Source organism: Nocardia sp. CNS-044 (genome assembly GCF_059570515.1).
In genome coordinates this window covers 16,760-38,965 of the sequence record NZ_JCANSX010000009.1, presented here as the reverse complement: position 1 = coordinate 38,965, position 22,206 = coordinate 16,760, and the positions used below count along the sequence as shown (strand labels likewise).

The window sequence follows — 22,206 nt, the reverse complement described above, 5'->3', positions numbered from 1 at the left end:
GCCTGCACCCCGCTGCATCGGTCATGACGCCCCGTTCGTCGTCCCGCCGCGGTGCCGGGCGGCCAGCACCAGGGCGTCGTCGGTGTCCTTGGCATGCCTGGACAGGATCTCGGAGGTGATCTCCGCCGTGGACCTGGAAAGGTCGATGCCCTCGGCGGATTCGGTGACGATGCCGTCGGTGGTCATCAGCAGCAGGTCGCCCGCGCGCACCTGCACGGTCTGCGGTTGCAGGGTCTGCGGTAACCGGTAGCCCACGATCCCTCCCGTCTGCAGGACCGCGGCGCGCACGGTCAGCCCGGCCGGGCTCGCGGAGAGCACCCGGCAATCGACATTGCCGACGCCGAGCCAGCGGATGATGTCGGTGTCGTCGAACAGTGCCAGCGACACCGCCGCGCCGCGGGTGTCGGCCATGGCCCGATGACACAGCACCATCAGCACGTCCAATGGCTCGGAACGATTCTCGGCGAGCACCTGGGCGGCACGGTCGGCCGCGTCCGCGGCGGCGGCGCCGTGGCCGAGCCCGTCGAGTACGGCGAACAGCACCGTGCCGCCGCCCGCGTCCAGGACGACACAGCGATCACCGGAGATGTGCTGGCCCGGTAACGCGCGACCGGCCACCGCCCACTCGATTCGGCCGATGAACCCGTCTTCATGCACCGTTGGGTACCCACTTCCACATTTCCACCAACGTGCCGCGACCGGGCGCGGAGTCGATCGTGAGCCGATCCATCAGCCGTCGCGCGCCGGGTAGTCCGAGGCCGAGGCCCCGGCCGGTCGAATAGCCGTCCTCCAGCGCGCGGGGAATGTCGCGGATGCCCGGCCCTTGGTCCCGCGCCTGGACCACGAGAGCTTGGCGGCCCTCGCGGTCGTCGACGGACAGGCGGATTTCACCGGTACCCGCGTAACTGGTGATGTTGCGGGCGATTTCGGAGATGGCCGTAGAGATCATGGTGCAGTCGGTCAGGGAGAAGCCGAGCTTCGCTGCCAATTCTCGTCCTGCTTGTCGTGCTGTCACGATGTCGCTGGACAGCTTGACCGCGATCACCACGTTCTCAGCGGCCACTGTCACGACCGTCTCGCTGGCGGCGTACGGAAGACTTTCGGTCCAGCCATGCCAGTCCTTCTTCGAGGTCGAGGGCGGTGTGCATGTCCTCGAAGGTGAGTCCTAGCTGCACCATGGCGAACGCGACCTCGGGTTGCAGTCCGACGATGACGGTCTCCGCCCCGCGCAACTGGGTCATGTGCGCGATGGTGCGCAGCGATCTCGCGGCGAAGGAGTCCATCACGTCGATCGCCGTCACGTCGACGATGATGCCGTGCGCTCGGTATCTGCTGACCTGTTTCATCAGGTCGTCCTGCAGGCGCTCGGTATCGGCGTCGGTCAGTGCGGACTGAACCGACGCGATGAGATAGGTGCCCTGCTTGAGAATAGGTACCGGCATCGCAGGGACTCGATCAGCGTCCGTCGCGTTCGGAAACCCGATCGGTCACCCGGGTCACCTCGTAGCCGAGCAGGCGTTCGGCTTCCTCGATACCGCCCTGGAGGTCGCCGACCGCGTTCATCTTCGACAGGTCCAGGCCGATGGTGACCAGGGTCAGCGCGATCTCCGAGGACAGGCCGGTGATGATCACGCTGGCGCCCATCAGGCCGGAGGCGTCGACGGTCTGCACCAGGTGGTTGGCGACGGTGGAGTCGATCGTCGGCACACCGGTGATGTCGATGACGACGACCTTGGCGCGGTTGTGCCGGATGGCGCGCAGCAGCTGTTCGGTGAGCTGGCGGGCGCGCTGGCTGTCCAGCACGCCGATGATCGGCAGGATCAGCAGCTGCTCGCGGACCTGGAGCACCGGGGTGGACAGCTCGCGGATGGCTTCCTGCTGCTGGCGGATGACGCGCTCGCGCTCCTGCACGAACGAGATGGCCACGGTGCTCGCGATGCGGTTGGCGGCCGGTTCGTAGGCGTCGAGCGCGTGGTTGAGCAGCTCGAAGTTGGACTGGTACTTCTCGAACAGCGAGCGCGCCAGCACATCTCGTAGCAAGAGCACGATGCCGAGGACCTCGTCGGTCTCGACTCCTCTCGGGATGATGCGCTCGGACAGGTCGCGCGCGTAGGCCTGCAGCGCTTCGACGCTACCGGTCTCCAGCACCTCGACGTAGTTGTCGTAGATGGAGGTGGCCTCGGAGAAGATCTCCTCCGGGGTCATGGCGGTGAGCAGCTGGGCGTCTGTGATGCGGCGCGCCCATTCCTCGCGCAGCGCGGTGCGGTTCTGGCGCAGGTGCTCGACCAGCTGCGGCAGCAGGTTGTCGACCGGTCCCGCGGCCAGCGAGTCCGCCGAAAGGCTCATGGACACCTCGGACATGGAAATTCCAGCCCCTTTCGACGGGTAGGTCGGTAAACGTCGTGCGCTCGGCCGTGGCCGAGTCCGAGCCTAGTCATACCCCATCCCGATTGCCGCCGAAACCTACGGGTTGCTCGTGCGCAATTCACGTGCGCGCCACGAATCCGCGTTCCAGTGCGAGCAGGGCCTCCTCCAGGTACACGGTGAGATCGGCGTCCGCCCGGCGCAACCAGGCGTCGAACGCCGCGCGTGCCGCCGCAAGGGTGGCGCGGCCGACGGCCATCGGGATCAGCGCGTCCTCGGGTTCGCCGAGTCGTCGCCCGGCGAACGCGCTCACCGCCCGCTCCCAGGCGTCGTAGTGCGCGCCCGCCGTGGCGGCCAGCGCGGGCACGGTGGCGATCAGGTGCATGCGATTGCGCAACTCGGGCACGTCTTCGGCGCGATAACGGTTGGCGTTCACCACGACTCGGCGCACGGCCGTCATCATCGGCACGTCGTCGGGCACCGTCGCGAAGTCCGCGCGCAGCGCGGCGACCTCGTCGTCGAACTGGTGCCAGAGCACCTCGGCCTTGGTGGGGAAGTAGCGGAAGAAGGTGCGCCCGCTGATGCCCGCGGCGGCGGCGATCTGGTCGACGGTGGTGTCGTCGAAGCCCTGCTCGGTGAACAGGCGCATGGCGATGACCTCGAGCTCGCGCTTGGTGGTGCCGCGGGGCCGGCCCCGGGTGGTCCGCGTCGTCACGGAGCCATTATGTCCGCTGCGGCGCCGATTTTTGTCAGTCACTGAAAGTATTGATTTTGTCAGCCTGTGACGTTAATCTCGCCGACATGGGCACCATGGCGGATCTCACATGGCCGGAGGCGGGCGAACGCGCCGCCGCCGGCGCGATCCTCGCCGTGCCGGTCGGCGCGACCGAGCAGCACGGGCCGCACCTGCCGCTGTCCACCGACACCGACATCGCCGCCGCGCTCTGCGCGCGGTTGGCCGCCGCGCGCACGGATGTCCTTGTGGCGCCCGCGATTCCGTACGGATCCAGCGGCGAGCACGCGGGCTTCGCGGGCACCCTCTCCATCGGGCAGGCCGCGCTGGAGCTGCTGATCGTGGAGCTGTGCCGCTCGGCCACCGACACCTTCGACCGCGTCCTCGTGGTGAGCGGGCACGGCGGCAACCTGGAACCGCTACGCCGCGCAGAGGAGCTGCTGCGCAGCGAATCGCGTGACGTCCGGGTTCATCTGCCCAGCTATCCGGGCGGTCTGCACGCAGGCCGCGCCGAGACCGCGCTGCAGCTGGCGCTGCGCCCCGACCTGGTGCGCGCGGACCGCGCGGAGAAGGGCGACACCCGCTCGCTCGCCGAGTTGCTGCCGCTGCTGCGCGCCGGGGGAGTGCGCGCGGTGAGCCCGAACGGCGTGCTCGGCGATCCCGCTGGCGCGCACGCGGAGGAGGGGCGCGCCCTGCTCGCCCGGCTGACCGACGACCTGACCGCGAGAACCCGGCACTGGTGGCCGGTGGCCGTCCCCGAAAGGACTTAGCTCATGAATCCCTGGTTCGAAACCGTCGCCGAGGCGCAGCGTCGCGCGAAGAAGCGGCTGCCGAAATCGGTGTACGGCGCGCTGATCGCCGGTTCCGAGCGCGGTCAGACCATCGACGAGAACCAGCAGGCCTTCACCGAACTCGGTTTCGCGCCGCACTGCGCCGGTCCGATCGGCGAGCGCGACCAATCGACCTCGGTGCTGGGCCAGCAGCTGTCGATGCCGGTGCTGATCTCGCCGACCGGTGTGCAGGCCGTGCATCCCGACGGTGAGGTGGCCGTGGCGCGGGCCGCCGCCGCACGCGGTATCGCCATGGGGCTCAGCTCTTTCGCCAGCAAGCCGATCGAGGAAGTGATCGCGGCGAATCCGGCCACCTTCTTCCAGCTCTACTGGTGCGGCGGCAAGGACGAGATCCTGCAGCGCATGGCGAGGGCGAAGGCGGCGGGCGCGGTCGGGCTCATCCTGACGCTGGACTGGTCGTTCTCGCACGGCCGCGACTGGGGCAGCCCGGTGATCCCGGAGAAGCTGGATCTGCGCACCATGTTGAAGTTCGCGCCGCAGACCCTGGCTCGTCCGCGCTGGCTGGCGACCTACGTCCGCTCCGGGCACATTCCCGATCTCACCGCGCCCAATATGGCGGTGGGCGACGGCCCGGCGCCCGGCTTCTTCGGCGCCTACGGCGAGTGGATGGGCACGCCCGCGCCGGACTGGGACGACGTGCGCTGGATCGTCGAGCAGTGGGACGGTCCGGTGATGCTCAAGGGCGTGATGCGGGTCGACGACGCGCAACGTGCGGTCGACGCGGGCGTCACCGCCATCTCGGTCTCCAACCACGGCGGCAACAACCTGGACGGCACCCCGGCCGCCATCCGCGCGCTGCCGGTCATCGCGGACGCCGTCGGCGGCCAGATCGAAGTCGTCCTCGACGGCGGCATCCGCCGCGGCAGTGACGTCGTCAAAGCCGTGGCGCTTGGCGCACGCGCGGTGATGATCGGCCGCGCCTACCTCTGGGGCCTCGCCGCCAACGGACAGGCGGGCGTGGAGAACGTGCTCGACATCCTGCGCGGCGGCATCGACTCGGCGCTGCTCGGCTTGCGCAAGACGGCCGTCACCGACTTGGACCGTGACGATCTGGTGGTGCCCAACGGTTTCGAACGAGCGCTCGGTGTTCCGCAGCGCTCGACGGCGAAGGTGGTGCCCGCCTCGGCCTGAGGTCGCTCAGCTCGGCGGCTGCCGCCGGTGGTGCGCGAGCAGCGTGTCGTAGATGTCGGCCAGCGCGCTGAGCTGTTCGCGGTCGAGCGCGTCGATCATGTGCCTGCGCACGCTGCGCACGTGCGCGGGCGCGGCGGTGCCGAGGACGTCGGCGCCGCGCGGGGTGAGTCGCGCGGCGGTGCGGCGGGCGTCGTCGGGAATCGGCTCGCGCACCACCAGCCCGCGCTTCTCCATCCGGGTGATCTGGTGCGAGAGCCTGCTCTGCGACCACTCCAGCGCCTCGGCCAGATCGGCGAAGGTGAGCCGGTGGTCGTCGGAGCCGGCGAGGTTGGCAAGCACCGAGTACTCGACGTAGGTGAGGTTCGACTCCCGGGAGGAGTCGCGCCCCACGGCGGCCGCGATGAGGTCGCGCGTGCGCACGAATCCCAGCCAGGCCCGCATTTCCACATCGTCGAGCCACTGCGGATCGGTCACGACAGCCTCCAAACTCTGACGTGTCATCTACATTGCCTCGCTGTGGTCGTGTCGAGCGCGACAAACTTCGGATCTGACAGGTAGCACCACCGGGGTTGAACGTGCAACCTTTTGTGCTGCTTACCAATGGGAGACCCGGGGCCTTGCGTCCGGTGCCGAGGGGTCGGGTGTGGGTCACTGTGTCCGCCAGCACTATTAGGTTTGCCTAACCCGGAGTCGGTCGCGGCCCGTGGATAGGCTCCCTGTGCTTGTGACCAGCCCGGCTCAGGCCGCCTGTGGCCGCTGGTCCGCTCGAGCCCCAGCCTCACCCGAAGGAGTGCGATCCGTGACCGCCCCGGAGTTCCGCTATTCAGATCTGCTGCCGACCGGCGCCGACGACACGCCGTACCGGCTGCTGACCACCGAGGGCGTCAGCACCTTCGAGCACAACGGACGCACGTTCCTGCAGGTCGATCCCGAGGCGCTGCGCCTGCTGACCACCGAGGCGATGCACGACATCAGCCACTACCTGCGCCCCGCGCACCTCGGCCAGCTGCGCAAGATCATCGATGACCCGGAGTCCTCGGGCAACGACCGCTTCGTCGCGCTCGACCTGCTCAAGAACGTCAACATCTCCGCGGGCGGCATCCTGCCGATGTGCCAGGACACCGGCACCGCGATCGTCATGGGCAAGAAGTCCGAGGGCGTGCTGACCGGCGTGGACGACGCCGAGTGGATCAGCCGGGGCGTGTACGACGCCTACACCAAGCTGAACCTGCGCTACTCGCAGCTGGCTCCGATCACCATGTGGGACGAGAAGAACACCGGCTCGAACCTGCCCGCGCAGATCGAGTTGTACTCCACCCAGGGCGATCCCGCGCACCCGTCCTACAAGTTCCTGTTCATGGCCAAGGGCGGCGGTTCGGCCAACAAGTCCTTCCTCTACCAGGAGACCAAGGCCATCCTGAACCCCACGCGCATGCTGGAGTTCCTGGACGAGAAGATCCGCTCGCTGGGCACCGCGGCCTGCCCGCCCTACCACCTCGCGGTCGTGATCGGCGGCACCAGCGCCGAATTCGCGCTCAAGACCGCCAAGTACGCCTCGGCGCACTACCTGGACAACCTGCCCACCGAGGGCTCGCTCGCCGCGCACGCCTTCCGCGACCTGGAACTCGAGGAAGAGGTCTTCAAGCTCACCCAGGAGTTCGGGATCGGCGCCCAGTTCGGCGGCAAGTACTTCTGTCACGACGTACGCGTGGTGCGGCTGCCGCGACACGGCGCCAGCTGCCCGGTCGCGATCGCGGTGTCCTGCTCGGCCGACCGGCAGGCGCTGGCCAAGATCACCCCGGAGGGCGTGTTCCTGGAGCAGCTCGAGCGCGAGCCCGCGCAGTACCTGCCGGAGCAGACCGACGAGATCCTCGGTGGCGACGTGGTGAAGATCGACCTCAACCGGCCGATGTCGGAGATCCGCGCGGAACTGTCGAAATACCCTGTCAAGACCCGGCTTTCGCTGACCGGTCCGCTGGTCGTCGCCCGCGACATCGCGCACGCCAAGATCAAGGAGCGGCTGGACGCGGGCGAGCCGATGCCCGAGTACCTGCGTGACATGGCCGTGTACTACGCGGGTCCGGCCAAGACCCCCGACGGCTACGCCTCCGGTTCCTTCGGCCCGACCACCGCGGGCCGGATGGACTCCTACGTCGATCAGTTCCAGGCCGCGGGCGGATCGTTCGTCATGCTGGCCAAGGGCAACCGCTCGGCGCAGGTCACCAAGGCGTGCAAGGAGCACGGCGGTTTCTACCTCGGCTCCATCGGCGGCCCGGCGGCCCGGCTCGCGCTGGACTGCATCAAGTCGGTCGAGGTGCTGGAATACCCGGAGCTGGGTATGGAGGCGGTCTGGAAGATCGAAGTCGAGGACTTCCCGGCGTTCATCGTCGTCGACGACAAGGGCAACGACTTCTTCGCCGAGACCCAGAAGCCCATCGCGCTGCGGGTGCGCACCCGGTCCAAGGAACGGGTCTGAGACGCCCGGTTCCCCCTGCTCACCGGCGGCGCGAGGCGGTCGGCTGACTTCGCCGCGCGGTGTCGGGCGGGAGGTGCGGACATGGCGATGTCACCATGATCACCGGTGTGGCATCGCCGCCCTCCCGAGGCACCCTTAGCGGGGTAGGTCGATGAATTTCGAGCGAGGAGGGCAATGAGTACGTCGTTTCGCGTCTCGGAATCGGCCGGGCGACGGCTTGTCGCGCGCGCCGCGCAGGAGGGAACCAGTTCGACCGCACTGCTGAACAGGTTGATTCGGGAGGGGGTCGACCAGTTGGAGCACCCGGGGATCGTGTTCCGTGGGCCGATCCACGACCGGCGGGCCGCGCTGGCCGCCGGGCCGGAGATCTGGGAGGTGGTCGCCCGGCTGCTCGAGTTGGAGGGTCCGGTGGAACAACGGATCACCGTGCTGAGCGGGCAAGCCGATCTGCAGTCCCGGAAGATCCATACCGCGCTTGCGTACGCGCGGGAGTACGGGGTGGCGATCGGCGCCAGGATCGGTCGCAATCGTCAAGCCGCCGAAGCGATTCAGCGGGGCGAGCCGATCTAGCCGGAAAGCCGACCGGTTGGTCGCTGCGCCGAGGCCGTTCGCGGGCCTCGGCGCATCTTTGTTTCGGGGCCGCGAAAGAGGCTCGCGGCGCGGAGTATTCGGACAAATCGCTCCGGCTCGTCCGGCGCGTAGGGTCGGTCCGATGTGGGCGATCGTGCAGACCTGGATCCCGGATTCCGACGGCGGCTTCGGCGAAGTGATCACCGAGACCTGTGAACGCGTCGCGGTTCGAGATGTCCTGGTGGAGACCGATGTTCCGGTCGGGGTCGGTGACCGTGTCCGATTGGAGTACATCGACGGCGAGCTGGTGCGGGTCGTCCGGGCGCAGTAGGGGATTGGTAGCAGCGCCCACTCGACTGTGATCCACAGCACTGGATAACTATGTGGACAGCGATCTTTCCTGTGGATAGTGGGATTGGCGGGCAAGCGGATTGGGGATCGGATGGGGCGATCTGGGGCCGGGATGTAGCCGTTCGCTATCACTGCTGGTTATCCACACGCCTGTGGATTCGAGAGGTCGGGAGGCGGCTCGCCGGGTTTCTCTCCACAGGTAATACACACGAAATCGCCGGTGTGAACCCTGAGTTGGCATGGACTGCAGGTTTCCGGCGGTGATGGTGAGGTCGTACCGGTGCCGCTCCGGGGGTGTGCTCGAAAGGACCGTCCAGTATCGGCTCGCCGCTCGGCAGCCGCCCTTTCGCTGCCGAGCGGAGAGGAATGGCTTCGACCGGAGCGGTGGTGCAGCCGAAGTGCTTGTCGGGCAACCATCTTCCCTCCTCGGTTCGCGGGTTCCGACTGCTGCGCGGGTGATGGGTGTCGGGTGGGGGATGCCGAACCCGATGGCGCGCCGAGATCGAGACCCGGTGGGAATGGTGTGGTGTCGGGTGCCGCACGGGACCGGTTTGCCAGGTGCCGCATCGCAATCGACGCCGAGTGTGTTGTGGATCTCCCGATCGTTCCGAGCCGGGGAGCGGGTGGTGGCCCGCCACTACTATGGCGCCCATGCTGCTGTGGAGTGAGGGCATCGGGAAGGGGATGGCGGTCGGCGTACTGGCGGCGGCCGCGATCGGGAGCACTGCCGCACCGCAGGCGCTGGCGGCCCCGGCCGGACAATGGGAGGTCGTCGGTTCGGCCGCGGGCACCGAGGGACTCGATCCGGTGCTCGCGGTGGCCTACACCCTCGCCGAGAACGCGGCGCACGCCGAAGACGTTCCGCTGTGGATCAACTCGGGTCACCGCGGCTACGCCGAGCAGCAGGCGATGTGGGAGGACGGCATCGCCACCTACGGCAGCCCCGAGGAGGCGCGCCGCTGGGTGCTGCCGCCCGAGGAGTCGACCCACGTCGCGGGTCAGGCCGTCGACGTCGGTCCGCAGGAGGGTGCGCAGTGGCTCCGAGAACACGGGAACCGCTGGGGCCTCTGTCTCACCTATGCGAACGAATGGTGGCACTTCGAAGTCGCCACCGTCCCCGGCGGCGCCTGCCCGACGCCGCGCACGGACGCCAGCGAACGCTAGGACTTGGCCGACACTGCAACACAGACGTTGGGCGACGCTGTGACTGGGTGCGGCCCGGCCAACGGCGAACACTGCGACCGGTTCGACCCGGCCGTCGGCGACCGCCGAAACTCGTGCCGGGGCCATGCCCGGAAACGTGAAACGCCGCCAGGATCACCTGGCGGCGCTCAGTCCCCCGGCACCGGCGAACGGTGCCACGAACGGGGTGCCGACGTCCCACAAGCGCCTCTCGGCGAGTGGTCGCTCGAAGCGACTGAAAGGGGTGCGGCCCGGGGCTGTCCGGACGCCGACGGTGAGCTTCAACGGGCCGCCGCGCGGATCTATTCCGCACCCGCTGGTGTGACGTGCGCCGCGCGATTCTCGTCCGCGTTCGCAACGGGAGCGTGTCACCTCGGGAGTGCGCTGCGGCTGGTCCGCGCTGGGACAGGTCCGAAGTCGGTCACCTCAGGAGTGCGTCGGCGGGGTCGGGGCCCGGCCGAGGACTTCGGTCGGGACGATGCGCTGCGCGCCCAGAACCTCGAAGCCGAGCAGGGTGCCGGAAGCGCTGAAGTCGAGAACCACGGTTCCGCCCTCGACCGGGGTGACGATCTGCCGGGTCGCCTCACCGGGCGCCACCTCGTCGGCGATGGTGAAATACGCGGCGTCGGCGGCCGGGTCGTAGGTCATGTGCATGTCCGGGTCCTCCGTCGCGTCGCCGTTCGGTCGTGAGCACTTCACGGTAACTCCGATCCGGCCGGACCGCCGAGTCGCGAGCCGTAGCCCGGTCGCCCGCGCGGTGGTCAGCGCACCGGTGCGGGCTCGGCCTCGGGTTCGGTCGACGCCGCTCGTGCCACGGTGCGGCTCGCGTGCCGCGGCAACACCCAGAACAGGACGAACGTGCTGGTCAGGCTGATCGCGCAGACCGCGACGACATACCAGGCGATCGCACCGGACCCGGCGCCAGCGGTCCACAGCGCCGTCGCGATGAGCGGCGCGAGTCCGCCGCCGAGAATGACGGAGATCTGAACGATCAGCGATGTCCCCGAGTACCGCACCGCGGCGGGGAACAGATCCGCGATGATGATGCCGCCCACGCTGTGGCTGATCGGCAGGACAACGCCCATCCCGATCAGCGCCAGGAAGACCACGACCCGATCGCCGGTGTTCAGCAGCGGGAAGTAGACCGCGCACCACGCGAGCAGCGCCGCGGTGCCCGCGAGGAAGACCCGTGCGGTGCCGATCCGATCGCCGAGCGCGCCCCACAGCGGCATGGTGGCGCACCACACGACGGCGGCCACGATGACGCCCGCCAGCAGGAAGTCCCTGCTGAACCCCAGCGTCTTGGTCCCGTAGGTGAGCGTGAAGACCATGAAGATGTACACCACGGCCGAGGTCGCCACCGCCGCCAGCAAGATCAGCGTCAGCCGCGGCAATCCGACGCGCAGTGCGTCGCGCAGCGGAAACGCCGACACCTCGCCGCGTCGCAGCAGCCCCGCGTACTCCTCGGACTCGGTGACGCGCAGCCGCACCACCAGCCCGACGACCACGAGAATCACGCTGAGCAGGAACGGAATCCGCCAGCCCCAGGACAGGAACGCCGCATCGGGCAGCAGCGCGCTCGTGCCGAGGAACATCGCGTTGGCCAGGATCAGCCCCGCGGGCGTGCCCATCTGCGGGAAGCTCGCATATCGGTTGAGCCGCCCCGGCGGCGCGTGCTCGATGGAGAGTACGGTCGCGCCCGCACCCTCGCCGCCGAGACCGACGCCCTGCGCCAGTCGCAGCACGACCAGCAGCACCGGCGCCCAGAACCCGATGCTCGCGTAGGTGGGCAGCAGGCCGATCAGTGTCGAGCTCACGCCCATCAGAATCAGCGACACCACCAGCGTGGTGCGTCGCCCGAACCGGTCGCCGAAGTGCCCGAACAGCAGCCCGCCGATGGGGCGCGCGCCGAAACCGACGGCGAACGTGCTGAACGCCGCGAGGGTGCCCGCGGCCGGGCTCAGCGAGGGAAAGAACTGCTTGCCGAAGATCAGCGCCGACGCCGTGCCGTAGAGCATGAAGTCGTACCACTCGAGTGTGGTGCCGACCAGGGTCGCGGCGGCGACCCTGCGCGGTGCGGACACGGCGGTGGAGCGGGGTGGAACAGAGGTCACTGCGATCCGTTTCAGCCGACGGGCGCGGGAGCGCCCGGCATGTCGTCGAGGGTGAGTCCGCCCTCGATGGTGGTGGGCACCCTGCGGCGGTTGGGGGAGCCGAGGGCGGTGGTCAGGTCGCTGCCGTCGTGTTCGGCGAGCAAGTCGCCGCTGTCCCACACCAGCAGCGTCGCGCTCACCGTGTTCTCGGCGGTGGAATGCGCCAAGTCGTAGTGCGCGCAGCCCGGCACGTGCGGGTAGGTGATCCACAGGTCGTAGCCGGTCATGAACAGGTCGAGGTCGAATTGCACACTCAAGCCCAGCAATTCGCTGCGGCCGTTGTCGTCGACGCCCGCGAACGCCTCGTCCAGCGCGAGCAGCCGCGGCGCCTGCGGGTCGGCGGAGTCGAGCATGACGTGCGCCGCCGCGAACAACGGAAGGTGCAGCGACACCGACTGCTCGCCGCCGGACAGCGCGCTGTGCCTGGCGACGGTCAACTTGTCTTCGCTGCCGTCGCCGGAGATCAGCGTGAACGAGAACACCCGCCACGTGCGGTAATCCAGGGTGGCGGCGAGGATCTCGGGGTAGGAGCGTTCCGGGTGCGCGGCGCGCGCCGCGCGGATCTCGGCGGCGAAGTGCGCGCGGATCGCGGCGAGATCGTCGGAACTCAGCGTGGTGGCGTCACGATCGAGCAGCTTGCACATCGCCCGCGCGGCATCGGAGAGATTGTCGGCGAGCACCCAGTGCACGCCGATGGTGTTGCCCGAGGACATCCGCCGCTGCTTCATCTCCGCGCCCATCTTGGCGATGAGTTCGCGTGCGTCGCTGGTGCGTTCGTGGATCTGCTGGGCGAGCCCGGTGAGCAGCGCGTCCTCCAGGATGCGTCGCTCGGCGTCGGTGAGCAGCAGCTCCTGGTCGTGGCGCGCTTGGTCGATGCGTCCGGCGAAGTCGGCGAGCGCGGCGAGGCCGTGCTCGTCCTGCACCTGCACCACGGTCAGTCCGTCGGCCGCGTCCCACTGCAAGCGGTAGTCGCGGCCGGAGGCGGCCAGCGCGGCGTCGAACTCCTGCAGGGCCGCGGTCACCGCGCTCCGGGTGGACTTGCGCGCCGCCTCGCCCGCGCGCACCGACTCCGTTGCCGCGGCGAGGCTTTCGAAGAGCTCGGCCACTTCGTCGGGCAGCACCCGCGGTTCGTGTTCCGGACCCGCCTGGGTGATGCGATAGAGCAGCTGTTCGGGCGTCGACCACGCCGCGTCGCTGCTCGGCCATCGGCACTCGGGCGCGGCGCCGAGCAACGACAGCAGATCCGGCTGGGCATACGGGGCAAGGCTTTTCACGTCGGCGAGCACCTCGGTGAGCGCGGTGCCCAGCGATTCGTGCGCGGTGCGGTAGGCGGCCTCCGCGTCGCCGACCGCCTCGATGGCCGCGTTGGCGGCCTTGCGCGCGGTCTTCTGTTCGGCCCTCGTCGCCTCGATGCGCTGCCTGGCCTGCTCGAGTTCGCGGTCGATATCGGCCGCGCCCGCGCCGAGCGCCTCGCGCAGCGTCTCCAGTTTGCGCAGCTGCTCCTGGTAGCCCGCCTCGGCCGCCTCGGCCTCCTCGGCGAACGCCTCGGCCAGGTCGCGTGCCTCGTCGTGCCGGTCGGCGCCCTCGCGTTCGCGTTCGCGTTCCCGCTCGTGGTCGGCGCGCAGCCGGAGCAGTCCGGTGCCGGTGTTCTCGAAATGCCGGATCGCGGCGGCGAGCGCGTCGAGTTCGCGCGGTTCGCGCGGCGCGCGGTGCGCGACGGCGGCGGCCCGCAGCTTCTTGTCGATGGCGGCGACCTCGGTGACCGCTTGGTCGAGATCCTTCTCGGCCTGCGCCGCGGACTCCGAGCGGGAGCGCATGACGCCCGCGGTCTCCGACACCGCGCGCAGCGCGGCGGTGACCGCGGCCGGGCGTGGAAGCGCCTTGGCGGCGGCGGTGATTCGAGCCAGTTCCGCGTCCGCCGCGTCCGCTTCCTCTCGCGCGACGCGCTGCGTCTCGGCGGCCGCGTCCAGCGCGTTCGCCAGCTCGGCGAGCCGTAGCTCGCGGCGGCGGGCGCGCGCGGTCGCGCCGATGAACTCGGCGTCGGACTTGTGGTGCCTCCCTACCTGCACGCCCTGCCGGAATCCGCCCGCGCCGCTGATCGCGACGCCAGCGGCGCCGTCGAGGTCGTCGAGCAGGGCGATCGAGGCGAGCACGTCGGCGACGACCTGCCGCGGCACGGTCAGTCCGTCGGTGTCGTCCTCCACCACCAGCACGTCCGCCAGGGTGCGCCCAGCGGGTCGGCCCTTCGGCGGCAGCGGGACGAGGAATTGATCGCTGCGGTAGTCGTCGGGTAGCTCGTTTTCGGCGCACACCCAGGCGTCCAGCAGACCGGCGGCGTGCAGCGCGGCCTCGATACCGGCGGCGGTTTCGGGCGAGACCTCGTCGGCGAAGCGGACCAGCCGCCACAGCGGAGCGCCGGGACGACCCGCTCGGTCGTCGGTGCGCGCCGCGGCGTTCGGCGGCGCGTCGTCGCGCTGCGCGCCGACTCGGTCGCGCTCGGCGGTGAGCTCGGCGATCTGTTCGCCCGCCGCCGCGGCGCGCGCCTTGGCCGCGAGCCGACGGTCCCGCAACTCGTCCAGCAGCGGTTCGGCGCGTTCGGCGAGCACCTCCGCCACGCCCGCCGCGTCATCGGATCCGACCTTCGCCAGGGCCGCGTCGAGGGCGTCGAACAGACCGCCGCCGAGCGGGAGATAGCACTCGCGGTGCGCGTCCCACCAGGCGCGCAGCGCCGCCGCGGCCTCGGTGCGGGCCAAGGTCACCGCCGCCTCGGCGTGCGCCGCCTCGGCGGCGGCCGCCTCGCGCGCCTGGACCGCGCGCTCGGCCAGGCGTTCCGCCCTGGTCCGCTCGGCAGCCGCGGAATCCATGAGCACCAACGCTTTACGCACCGCGCGCACGTCGGCGTCGCGCTCCTCGGCCCGGGCCCGCACGGTCGCGGTGAGCTGATCGCCGCGAGCGTCGTCCGGCAGCGCCGTCCACGCGATGCCCGCCTCCTCGGCGGCGGTACGCAACTCGTCCTCGCCACGGGACAGCGCGGCCGCGGCCTGCTGCACGGCGGCGCGGGCCCGCTCGGCCTCCTGGGCCCGCTGGTCCAAGGTCTGGTTCGCCTTGAGCGCCTTGTCGCGGTGCACCGCCGCCGAGGTCTCCAGCCTGCGCACCGCGTCGGCGAGGTCGTCGAGCTGCTGTTTGCCCTCGTAGGCGCTGGAGCGTTGCAGGGTCTCGCGATCGGTCAGTGCCTGCTCGTAGGCGCGGTCGGCGTCGTCGGCGCGGGCCTCCGCGGCGGTGCGCTCGGCCTCGCGGCGCTCGCGCAGCGCGGTCGCGGCGAACAGGGCGGTGCTGGCGTGGGTGACCGCGTCCAGCCGCGCGCGCACCTGGTCGACATCGGTCTTCGCCTGTACCGCAAGGTATTTCCGGTACACGCCGACGAAGGCGCGGGTGGCGGTGTCGGCGTGCACCAGGCCCTCGAGCGTGCGGCCGACCTCCTCCATATCGCTGAAGGAGCGCGCCGCGTCCAGGATCAGCTGCTCGTCGAGCGGGCGCAGGCCGTCGGTGAGCGCCTGGGATAGCCCGCGCGGATCCAGGTTCTTGGCCAGCTGCGGACGGCGCAGCGTCAGAATGAGATTGATGAGCTGGTCGTAGCGCTGCTGACCGAGGCCGAACATGCGGGCGTCGATGGCGGCCCGGTATTCGACCGGCCGGTCCACGATGGAGTCGGTGCCGATCTGCTCGGCCAACTGCTTGCGGGTGAACGGGCGGTCGTCCGGCCCGATGAGCGAGAAGTCGACGCCCACCCGGCCGTCGGCGACGAAATACCAGCGGGTGACCTTGTCCGAGGATCGGGTGGCGCGCATCCCGATGCCGACGGTGACCACCTCGGGGTCGTCCCACTTCCCGCGCGCGAACTCCATCCAGACATAGGAGTAAGCCGACTCCTGCTTGCGGTACAGCAGATTCGACTTCATCGTGCGTTCCTCGCCCGCGAACGGATTGAGCCTGCGCGGCTCGATGCGACCGTCCAGCACGAAGGGGAACAGCACCTCGAGCGCCTTGGTCTTGCCCGAACCGTTGGGTCCGCGCAGCACCAGCCTGCCGTCGGCGAAGCAGAACTCCTGATCCCGGTAGTCCCACAGGTTGACGATTCCGGCGCGGGTCGGGAGGAAACGCACTCCGCCGTGGATGACCGACATGTTCAGATCCCTTCCGTACCGGTGCTCGAGGCCCCGACCGTGTCGGCGGCGGTGACGAACAGTTCCGCGGCCCGTTTGGTGCGCACGGTGACCACCGCGCCGCGGTAGCGGGCCAGCGCGGGCAGTACGAGCAGCCCGTCCTCGACCACCTGGATCAGGCGCAGCCGCGCCAGCAGCGCGGTGACCTGGGCGGTGAGCCCGGGCACGTCGGCCTGCCATTGCGCGGCGAAGGTGACGCCGTAGCGGTCGGTGAGGGCACGCACGGTGTCGCGCACCCAGTCGGCCGCGACGAACGGGTACGTCGCCTCGGGTTCGTCCACCGTCGAATCCGCCTCGCCCGCTTCGGGTTCGAACGGCAGGTCGGCCATCGGGGCGAACAGCGTGGATTCGGGGATGGCGTCGTCCAGTTCGTCGGCCAGCGTCTCGCCCGGCTCGGCCCTGCGCGGGCGGCGGGGGAGCGGATGGTCGATGTCGAGGACGACGTCGGCGATCTCGCCGACCAGCAGCAGCGCTACCTGGGCGAGCGTGCCGGTTCCTGGAAAGCGCACATCGGACAGCCGCCCGGAGGTGTCGATGAGCGCGACGCCCTCGGCCCGGCGTTCGGCGCGCAGACCGGTGAACAACTCGACATCGGCGACCGTGCGCTCCTGCGCCAGCACCGGGCGTTCCTCGGGAGTCAGATCGTCGGCGTAGACCACCGGCCGCTCCACCAGCGCCCGGCGCACCCGGCGGGCGAGTTCGCCGGACTGCGCGGCGGGCTGACCGGCGGTGACGGCGGGATCCTCGGCGAGCAGGCCGCGCACGCTGTGCAGATGCTGGAGCGCCCGTGGCGGGCGGAACAGCGCGAACACCACCGGCCGGTCGATGTCGTAGAGCGCCTCGCCCGCCTCGGGATCGGCCGCCCAGCCGCCCGCGTCACCGTCGGCGAGGGTGAGCGCGCCGCGCGCGGCCAGCCAGCCGACCGCGTCGACGAACGCGTCGCGGTCCGCAGCGCGATCCGGGGCGAGCTCGAGCCCTTCGATCCGCGCCGTGTACGCCGCGACCTGGTCGGCCAGTTCGGAGAGCGTGACCTGATCGCCCGCGCGGCCGAGCGCCGCCAGCGCCAGCGCGAGGTAGGCGTAGCGGCGGCGGTCGAAGACGCGATCGTTCACCGTGCGCGCGGGTTTGCCGCCGTCCAGCCGGTCGATCACCGGGTAGACGCGCGCGGTGGTCTCGGTGACCTCGAGCCGGTAGCCGAAGAGTTCGGCGAGGTCCTCGCGCAGTTCGGTGGCCCACCGGCGGATCAGCGGCAGCGCGATCCGATCGGGATAGGTGCGGGTCACCAGGTGATTGGCCAGGATCACCCTGGCGGCGCGCTGATAGTTGTCCAGCGCGAGCGCGTCGATGCGACGTGCGTGAATCATGCCGCGCCCCCTGTGGTTTCGGAGTCGGCGGTGTCCTTCCCGCGTCCGCGCTCCGGATGCCCGCCGCGAGACTTGGTCGCGCGGACGTCGAGCTTGCGGTTGTTCAGGTGCAGCAGACCGCGTGAGGTCCGCACCACGGTTGGTTCCGGGTGTTCGGAGACCATGAGCGTCACGCCGCTGTCGGAACCGGTGGTTCCCGCCACCCGGCCGGTGACCGGCACCCAGGCGGTCGAGGCGGCGTCGAGCAGCCGCAGCAGGACCTCGGTCTCGCGCTCGTCGAGCACCCGTTCGTGGACATCCGCGGCTGCCAACGACTGCGCGGCCTCCGCCCTGGCGCGCTGCGCGGCCAGCTGGGCTTCGCGCAGACGGCGAATCCCCGCGTCGTTGCGCTGGATTCGGCCCGGCGCGCCCGCCGAGGGCGGCCGTCCGGTCTCGGCCAGCGTGCGCGAGATCTCCAGTGGCGGCGCCTCCCACCACGACCGCGTCGCGGGCACGATGTCGGCGTCGGGATGCTCCATGGCCAGGTGGCGGGGTCTGCCGAGCCCGAAGACCGCGTCGAAGAGCGCGTGTGCGCCGTCCGCGGTCGGCGCCGCGGTGAACCAGCCCGCCAGGTGCCGCAGCGCCGATTCCCGGCTCACCCCGCCGCGGCGCGTCTCGGTGACCCGCCGCAGCAGCGACAGCACGGCCGCGATCGCGCTCATGGTCGCCTCGCGCAGCCGGTCGGCCTCGGTGGACTCGCCCTCGCCGCCCGAGGTGACGAACCAGGTGCGCAGACCGTGCCAGCGGGCGCGCCAGTCCGCCTCGCGTTCCGCGGCGCTCAGCAGTACCCGCTCGTCGCAGCTCGCGGCGCGGGCGATGAGCTCGTCGACGCCGGTCTCCTCGATCTCGCCGATGGCGGCGGCCAGCCGCGGCAGGAAACGCGCCAAATCCATGCTGAACTCGCGCATGTGCGCGAGCAGCGCGTCCTTGTGCGCCAGGAACGACTCCGGGGTGATCTCGGTGGTGCGCACCAGATCGCCGAGCGACAGGTAGAAATGCGCGGCGCGCGCGGCCATGTCGGACAGCGCCGCGTCCAGCCTGCGCAGCGTGCGGTAGACGCGCTCGGCGTCGCCCGCCCGGTTCGCCTCGGCGAGGGTGTGCAGGTCGGCGAGCAGTTCGGGCAGCACGAGCCGGGACAGCGCCGCCTCGTCCAGCCGCGCCTCCAGCACGCCCGCCACCGCGCGATAGGCCTGGAATCCGGCCTGGGAGAACTGGTAGACGTAGTGCCGGTTGCGGTATTCGGCCAGCGTCGCGGCCCTGGTGCCGTCGTAGCTGCGCTCCAGCACGCCCCACTGGTGCAGCTGGTCGAGCAGTGGTCCGATCTCCGCGGCGCTCAGCGGCGCGGCGTCGGCGCGCCGGAAAAGGCCGGGTTGCGCCTCGGCTGAGGCGGTTTCGTCCGCGTCCGGCGACGCTCCGCTCTCCGCGACCCGCGCCCGTCCGCCGTTGCGCCGAATCCAGTCCGCCACGTCGTCGGCGTGCAGCAACACCACGTACGCGGCGCGTGCGCTGTCGAACGCCCGCAGCACCCACAGGTATTCGGCGCGTTTCTCCGCGGTCGCGAAGGAGAACAGCCGCAGCCGCTCGTCCCACAACACCGCTGAGCCGGGCTGGTCACCGAGGGCGGCTGGGCCGGGTCGATCACCGAGCACGGCTGAACCCGGCTGGTCACCCGGGGCGGCTGAGCCGGGCCTATCGCCGTAGGGCGGGCCGTCGTCGGAGTCGGTCACCGGCAACAGGGTAGTAGCGGGCCGGTCGCCGCCGCCAAGACCGACCCCCGTTCGGCGTGGCTGTGTCCGCCGCGCCGCGGTTCGCCCGCCGTCCGCCGCGCCCCGCTCACTCGGTGGACAGCGCGCGCAGCTGCTCGAGGTAGCAGCGCGTGCGCGGATCGCCCGGGTAGCGTTCGATGATCTCGCGCGCCACCTCGCCCGCGATCCACATCAGTGAGGGCAGCGAGCGGCGTTTGCCCGCGAAGGCGCGCATGCCCTCGGCCACGGCGAGTTCGAGGTCCCGGTTGCGCACGGCGACGACGGCCAGCGTCAGGTGCGCCTCGGAGACGCGCATCGGATTGCGGATGGTGCCGTCGGCGCGGGTGGAGTTCCGGATGACCTCGCGGGCAAAGGATTCCGCGAGCCGATCCTCACCCGCCACGCGGCAGCAGTCCATCGCGTAGAAGTCGAACTTCTGCGGATCCACCACGAAGTGGTTGTCCAGGTTCGCCGGATGGTCGAGTCGCTCGAGGATCGCCCGGCCGATGCCGAGCGCCCGCTCCACCTCGCCGCGGTCGCCGAGCCGAGCCCACGCCTTGGCGCGTTGCGCGGCGAGTTGCACGCCGACCCCGAACTCGCGACTGTCCTCCAACGCGCCGTCCACCGCTTCCACAGCGCCCCGATAGTTACCTTGAGTGAGCGCGAACCAGGCCGCCATTTCCGCGGCCCAGCCGGTGATCTCGCGATGTCCGGCCTCGTTGCCGAGCGACCACGCCGCGCGCCTGGTGGCTTCCGCCGAGGTGCGGCGGCCGAGGTCGTAGTCGACGCAGCCGACCAGCAGCGCGACCCAGCCCGCGAGCACCAGGATCTCCCGGTGCTGGGCCAGCGTCAGCCGCCCGTCCAGCAGAGAGGTGATGCGGCGCAGCCAGGACGTGCCCTCGGCGTGCAATTCGTGCGGATCGGCGTAGGCGTACTCGCAGCACAGGCGCTCCGCGGTGATCCGAACGGCGTCCAGGGTCGCGGCGGACACATCGGACATGCGCAGCCTGCCGATGAATTCCAGCGTGTCCATCCCAGTGGCCGAGAGCAATTCGTCGTCCCGGTTCGGCCTGGCCTTGGGGAAGAACGCCGCGGTGACGGTGTCGAAGGCGGCGGCGATGATGGGCGCGTAGAAATCGTCGGGCCGCGACTCGCCCGACTCCCAACGCCGCCAATTGCGTAGCAGCGTGCTGTCGGTCGGCAGATTGTGCGAAGACTTCGCACGCATCACGCGGACTGCGTCCGCCTGTGACCACCCCCTCGCATCGCGCTCGGAACGCATCCGGACAGCCCAGACGGGTCGATCGTCTCCAGCGGCCACGGTTGTAGTATCGCACCAGTTAACGCGCGGCGGCCCGGATAGGGCATCTAGATGTCACTGGGTTGACACCTGCATTCGCAGTTTTGCGTCAGCGATCCTGGAGAAGGAGCGGTCGGATTGCCCGATTCGCAACTGTAAGTACAGATGCAAGGCCGAGACCGCCCCACCGGCAGTACCCTGCACGGGAAGATCCAAACGAGAGAACAGCGGCCCAATCCAACGGAGGTTCGGGTGGAAGCGTTGATCTATGGATACTTGCGTGACGATCTGGCCGACGGCCACAGCGAAGAGCTCGAGCGGGCGATGAGCACGCTCGCCCAAGCCGAAGGGCTTTGCTTCGCCGCAACATTCCATGAATCGACAGCGGGTGACGGCACGGCGTTCGCCGAGCTGACGCAGGAACTCAAGCGCGCCGACGCACACCACGTGGTGGTGCCCTCACTCGATCACTTTGCCGGCCAGACGATTCCGCGCGACATTCTGATCGCGAAGCTGGCCCAGGAGGCGGCGGCCCAGGTCTGGACCGTCGAGGAGGTGCGGGCGACGAGCGTCGCGGCCCCGCCACCCACCGCCTCATGAGCAACCCGGATCCGGAGGATGCGAGCAACACCTGACGGTGTTGCTCGCACCGGGGGGACAGAGTCGTCGTATCGCTCGCTCGGCGGACGAGCTGATGCCGTGCTCACACGGGGGATACAGCCGTCGTCGTGCGTGCGGGAATACCGGCGAGCCAGCCGATCACAACCCGAAACTACCGGGACCCCTTCTGCGCAAGTACTTTTCGAACTCCGCCGCGATCGCGTCGCCATCGATCTTGGCCATCGCGTCGTTCAGATCGACCGCCGCGTCACCGCGCTCCTCGAGCGAACGCACGTACTCGGTGATCTCCTCGTCGCCCACCGTCATCTCGTTGACCGCGGCCTCCCACTCCTCGGCCTGCTTGGGCAACTCGCCCAGCGGCACCTCGATGTCGAGCACGTCCTCGACCCGGTGCAGCAGTGCGATCGTCGCCTTCGGATTCGGCGGCTGGGACACGTAGTGCGGCACCGCCGCCCAGAACGACACGGCGGGCACCCCCGCCTTGACGCACTGATCCTGGAGGACGCCGGTGATGCCGGTCGGACCCTCGTAGCGGGTCTGCTCCAAGCTGAAACGCTCGGCCGCTTCCTTGCTGTAGGCGGAACCGGTGACCGGGACGGGCCTGGTGTGCGGAGTGTCGGCGAGCAACGCGCCCAGGATCACCACGGTCTGCACACCCAACTGCTCGATGAACTCGAGCAGATCCCCGCAGAAGCTGCGCCACCGCATGTTCGGCTCGATCCCGCGCAGCAACACCACATCCCGGTCGCTGCCGGGCGGGGAACACACCGAGAGCATGGTGGCGGGCCACTGGATTTCCCTGGTCACGCCGTCGACCTGACGCACCGTCGGCCGATTCACCTGATAGTCGTAGTAATCCTCGGAATCGAGTTCGGCCAGCGGCTCGGCGTCCCAGATCAGTTCCAGATGCTCCACGGCGCCGCTCGCCGCGTCACCGGCGTCGTTCCAGCCCTCGAAGGCGGCAACCAGCACCGGATCCCGCAACGTCGGCAGTTCCGAATCGGAAGTTTCACTGGGGTTCACCCGGTCAGCCTACGGTGTGCGCTCGCCCGGTGCTGTATCTATTGGCGCGCTTCGCGCGCGTGTTCCCGGCCCCTGGTGTC

At 70.0% G+C, this 22,206-nt stretch carries 20 protein-coding genes; 7 read left to right on the top strand and 13 right to left on the bottom strand.

The window, feature by feature from the left end:
• Positions 1-21 precede the first annotated feature (21 nt).
• The 5 genes from T333_RS22935 to mftR form a co-directional block, all read right to left on the bottom strand.
• Positions 22-657: a SpoIIE family protein phosphatase gene (locus tag T333_RS22935; protein WP_355002494.1), complete on the bottom strand. Its 636-nt coding sequence runs from the start codon at positions 655-657 to the stop codon at positions 22-24.
• Positions 650-1,063 (bottom strand): anti-sigma regulatory factor, encoded by a 414-nt coding sequence (locus tag T333_RS22930; RefSeq protein ID WP_141811885.1) that lies wholly within the window; start codon positions 1,061-1,063, stop codon positions 650-652. Before T333_RS22930 ends, T333_RS22935 begins: the two co-directional genes overlap by 8 nt.
• Positions 1,053-1,442 (bottom strand): STAS domain-containing protein, encoded by a 390-nt coding sequence (locus T333_RS22925; protein WP_067781095.1) that lies wholly within the window; start codon positions 1,440-1,442, stop codon positions 1,053-1,055. Before T333_RS22925 ends, T333_RS22930 begins: the two co-directional genes overlap by 11 nt.
• Positions 1,443-1,455: 13 nt before the next feature.
• Entirely contained in the window at positions 1,456-2,361 is a 906-nt protein-coding gene (locus T333_RS22920; RefSeq protein WP_141810165.1) for an STAS domain-containing protein, read from the bottom strand.
• A gap of 124 nt (positions 2,362-2,485) precedes the next feature.
• Positions 2,486-3,079 (bottom strand): mycofactocin system transcriptional regulator MftR, encoded by a 594-nt coding sequence (gene mftR / locus T333_RS22915; RefSeq protein WP_496425794.1) that lies wholly within the window; start codon positions 3,077-3,079, stop codon positions 2,486-2,488.
• 86 nt (positions 3,080-3,165) lie between these two features.
• Here mftR and mftE point away from each other — a divergent pair, with 86 nt between their 5' ends.
• The gene (gene mftE, locus T333_RS22910; protein ID WP_496425793.1) at positions 3,166-3,867 is read left to right on the top strand and encodes a mycofactocin biosynthesis peptidyl-dipeptidase MftE; all 702 of its coding nucleotides are present in this window, start codon (positions 3,166-3,168) and stop codon (positions 3,865-3,867) included.
• A 3-nt stretch (positions 3,868-3,870) separates the two neighbouring features.
• The gene (gene mftD, locus T333_RS22905; protein ID WP_357248954.1) at positions 3,871-5,079 is read left to right on the top strand and encodes a pre-mycofactocin synthase MftD; all 1,209 of its coding nucleotides are present in this window, start codon (positions 3,871-3,873) and stop codon (positions 5,077-5,079) included.
• A 6-nt stretch (positions 5,080-5,085) separates the two neighbouring features.
• On the opposite strand, the gene T333_RS22900 is transcribed toward mftD, so the two are convergent.
• On the bottom strand, positions 5,086-5,553 hold the full coding sequence (locus T333_RS22900; RefSeq protein ID WP_355002498.1) for a MarR family winged helix-turn-helix transcriptional regulator: 468 nt from the start codon (positions 5,551-5,553) through the stop codon (positions 5,086-5,088).
• A 325-nt stretch (positions 5,554-5,878) separates the two neighbouring features.
• On the opposite strand from T333_RS22900, the gene T333_RS22895 reads away from it, so the two are divergent.
• The 4 genes from T333_RS22895 (at position 5,879) to T333_RS22880 (ending at position 9,640) form a co-directional block, all read left to right on the top strand.
• A complete protein-coding gene (locus T333_RS22895) occupies positions 5,879-7,555 on the top strand; it encodes a fumarate hydratase (protein WP_357248959.1) in 1,677 nt (558 codons plus the stop codon).
• Positions 7,556-7,729: 174 nt separating this feature from the next.
• On the top strand, positions 7,730-8,125 hold the full coding sequence (locus T333_RS22890; protein WP_496425792.1) for a hypothetical protein: 396 nt from the start codon (positions 7,730-7,732) through the stop codon (positions 8,123-8,125).
• 142 nt (positions 8,126-8,267) lie between these two features.
• Positions 8,268-8,456 carry a hypothetical protein gene (locus tag T333_RS22885; protein ID WP_355002501.1) on the top strand — a complete coding sequence of 63 codons (189 nt, stop codon included), beginning with the start codon at positions 8,268-8,270 and terminating at the stop codon, positions 8,454-8,456.
• Positions 8,457-9,127: 671 nt separating this feature from the next.
• On the top strand, positions 9,128-9,640 hold the full coding sequence (locus T333_RS22880) for a M15 family metallopeptidase (protein WP_357248963.1): 513 nt from the start codon (positions 9,128-9,130) through the stop codon (positions 9,638-9,640).
• A gap of 444 nt (positions 9,641-10,084) precedes the next feature.
• Here T333_RS22880 and T333_RS22875 read toward each other — a convergent pair whose 3' ends face one another.
• From T333_RS22875 to T333_RS22850, 6 genes are all read right to left on the bottom strand, one after another.
• Positions 10,085-10,357: a DUF2283 domain-containing protein gene (locus T333_RS22875; protein ID WP_355002503.1), complete on the bottom strand. Its 273-nt coding sequence runs from the start codon at positions 10,355-10,357 to the stop codon at positions 10,085-10,087.
• Between the two features lie 62 nt (positions 10,358-10,419).
• Entirely contained in the window at positions 10,420-11,772 is a 1,353-nt protein-coding gene (locus T333_RS22870) for an MFS transporter (RefSeq protein ID WP_496425791.1), read from the bottom strand.
• A gap of 11 nt (positions 11,773-11,783) precedes the next feature.
• The gene (locus tag T333_RS22865; RefSeq protein ID WP_496425790.1) at positions 11,784-15,995 is read right to left on the bottom strand and encodes a TIGR02680 family protein; all 4,212 of its coding nucleotides are present in this window, start codon (positions 15,993-15,995) and stop codon (positions 11,784-11,786) included.
• A gap of 2 nt (positions 15,996-15,997) precedes the next feature.
• Positions 15,998-17,395: a TIGR02678 family protein gene (locus T333_RS22860; protein ID WP_496426117.1), complete on the bottom strand. Its 1,398-nt coding sequence runs from the start codon at positions 17,393-17,395 to the stop codon at positions 15,998-16,000.
• Complete coding sequence (locus T333_RS22855) at positions 17,395-19,014, bottom strand: TIGR02677 family protein (RefSeq protein WP_496426116.1); 1,620 nt, start codon at positions 19,012-19,014, stop codon at positions 17,395-17,397. Before T333_RS22855 ends, T333_RS22860 begins: the two co-directional genes overlap by 1 nt.
• A gap of 256 nt (positions 19,015-19,270) precedes the next feature.
• On the bottom strand, positions 19,271-20,410 hold the full coding sequence (locus T333_RS22850) for an NsdA family TPR-like regulatory protein (RefSeq protein WP_355002506.1): 1,140 nt from the start codon (positions 20,408-20,410) through the stop codon (positions 19,271-19,273).
• Between the two features lie 324 nt (positions 20,411-20,734).
• On the opposite strand from T333_RS22850, the gene T333_RS22845 reads away from it, so the two are divergent.
• Positions 20,735-21,082, top strand: a complete 348-nt coding sequence (locus tag T333_RS22845; RefSeq protein ID WP_355002507.1) for a hypothetical protein — start codon at positions 20,735-20,737, stop codon at positions 21,080-21,082.
• A gap of 159 nt (positions 21,083-21,241) precedes the next feature.
• On the opposite strand, the gene T333_RS22840 is transcribed toward T333_RS22845, so the two are convergent.
• A complete protein-coding gene (locus T333_RS22840; protein ID WP_355002508.1) occupies positions 21,242-22,126 on the bottom strand; it encodes a PAC2 family protein in 885 nt (294 codons plus the stop codon).
• Positions 22,127-22,206: the final 80 nt, after the last annotated feature.

Bases quoted from the DNA above. Each gene is read 5' to 3' on its own strand.
- T333_RS22925 (WP_067781095.1), bottom strand. From the start codon at position 1,442: ATGCCGGTACCTATTCTCAAGCAGGGCACCTATCTCATCGCGTCGGTT.
- T333_RS22920 (WP_141810165.1), bottom strand. From the start codon at position 2,361: ATGTCCGAGGTGTCCATGAGCCTTTCGGCGGACTCGCTGGCCGCGGGA.
- mftE (WP_496425793.1), top strand. From the start codon at position 3,166: ATGGGCACCATGGCGGATCTCACATGGCCGGAGGCGGGCGAACGCGCC.
- mftD (WP_357248954.1), top strand. From the start codon at position 3,871: ATGAATCCCTGGTTCGAAACCGTCGCCGAGGCGCAGCGTCGCGCGAAG.
- T333_RS22890 (WP_496425792.1), top strand. From the start codon at position 7,730: ATGAGTACGTCGTTTCGCGTCTCGGAATCGGCCGGGCGACGGCTTGTC.
- T333_RS22885 (WP_355002501.1), top strand. From the start codon at position 8,268: ATGTGGGCGATCGTGCAGACCTGGATCCCGGATTCCGACGGCGGCTTC.
- T333_RS22880 (WP_357248963.1), top strand. From the start codon at position 9,128: ATGCTGCTGTGGAGTGAGGGCATCGGGAAGGGGATGGCGGTCGGCGTA.
- T333_RS22865 (WP_496425790.1), bottom strand. From the start codon at position 15,995: ATGTCGGTCATCCACGGCGGAGTGCGTTTCCTCCCGACCCGCGCCGGA.
- T333_RS22850 (WP_355002506.1), bottom strand. From the start codon at position 20,410: ATGCGTGCGAAGTCTTCGCACAATCTGCCGACCGACAGCACGCTGCTA.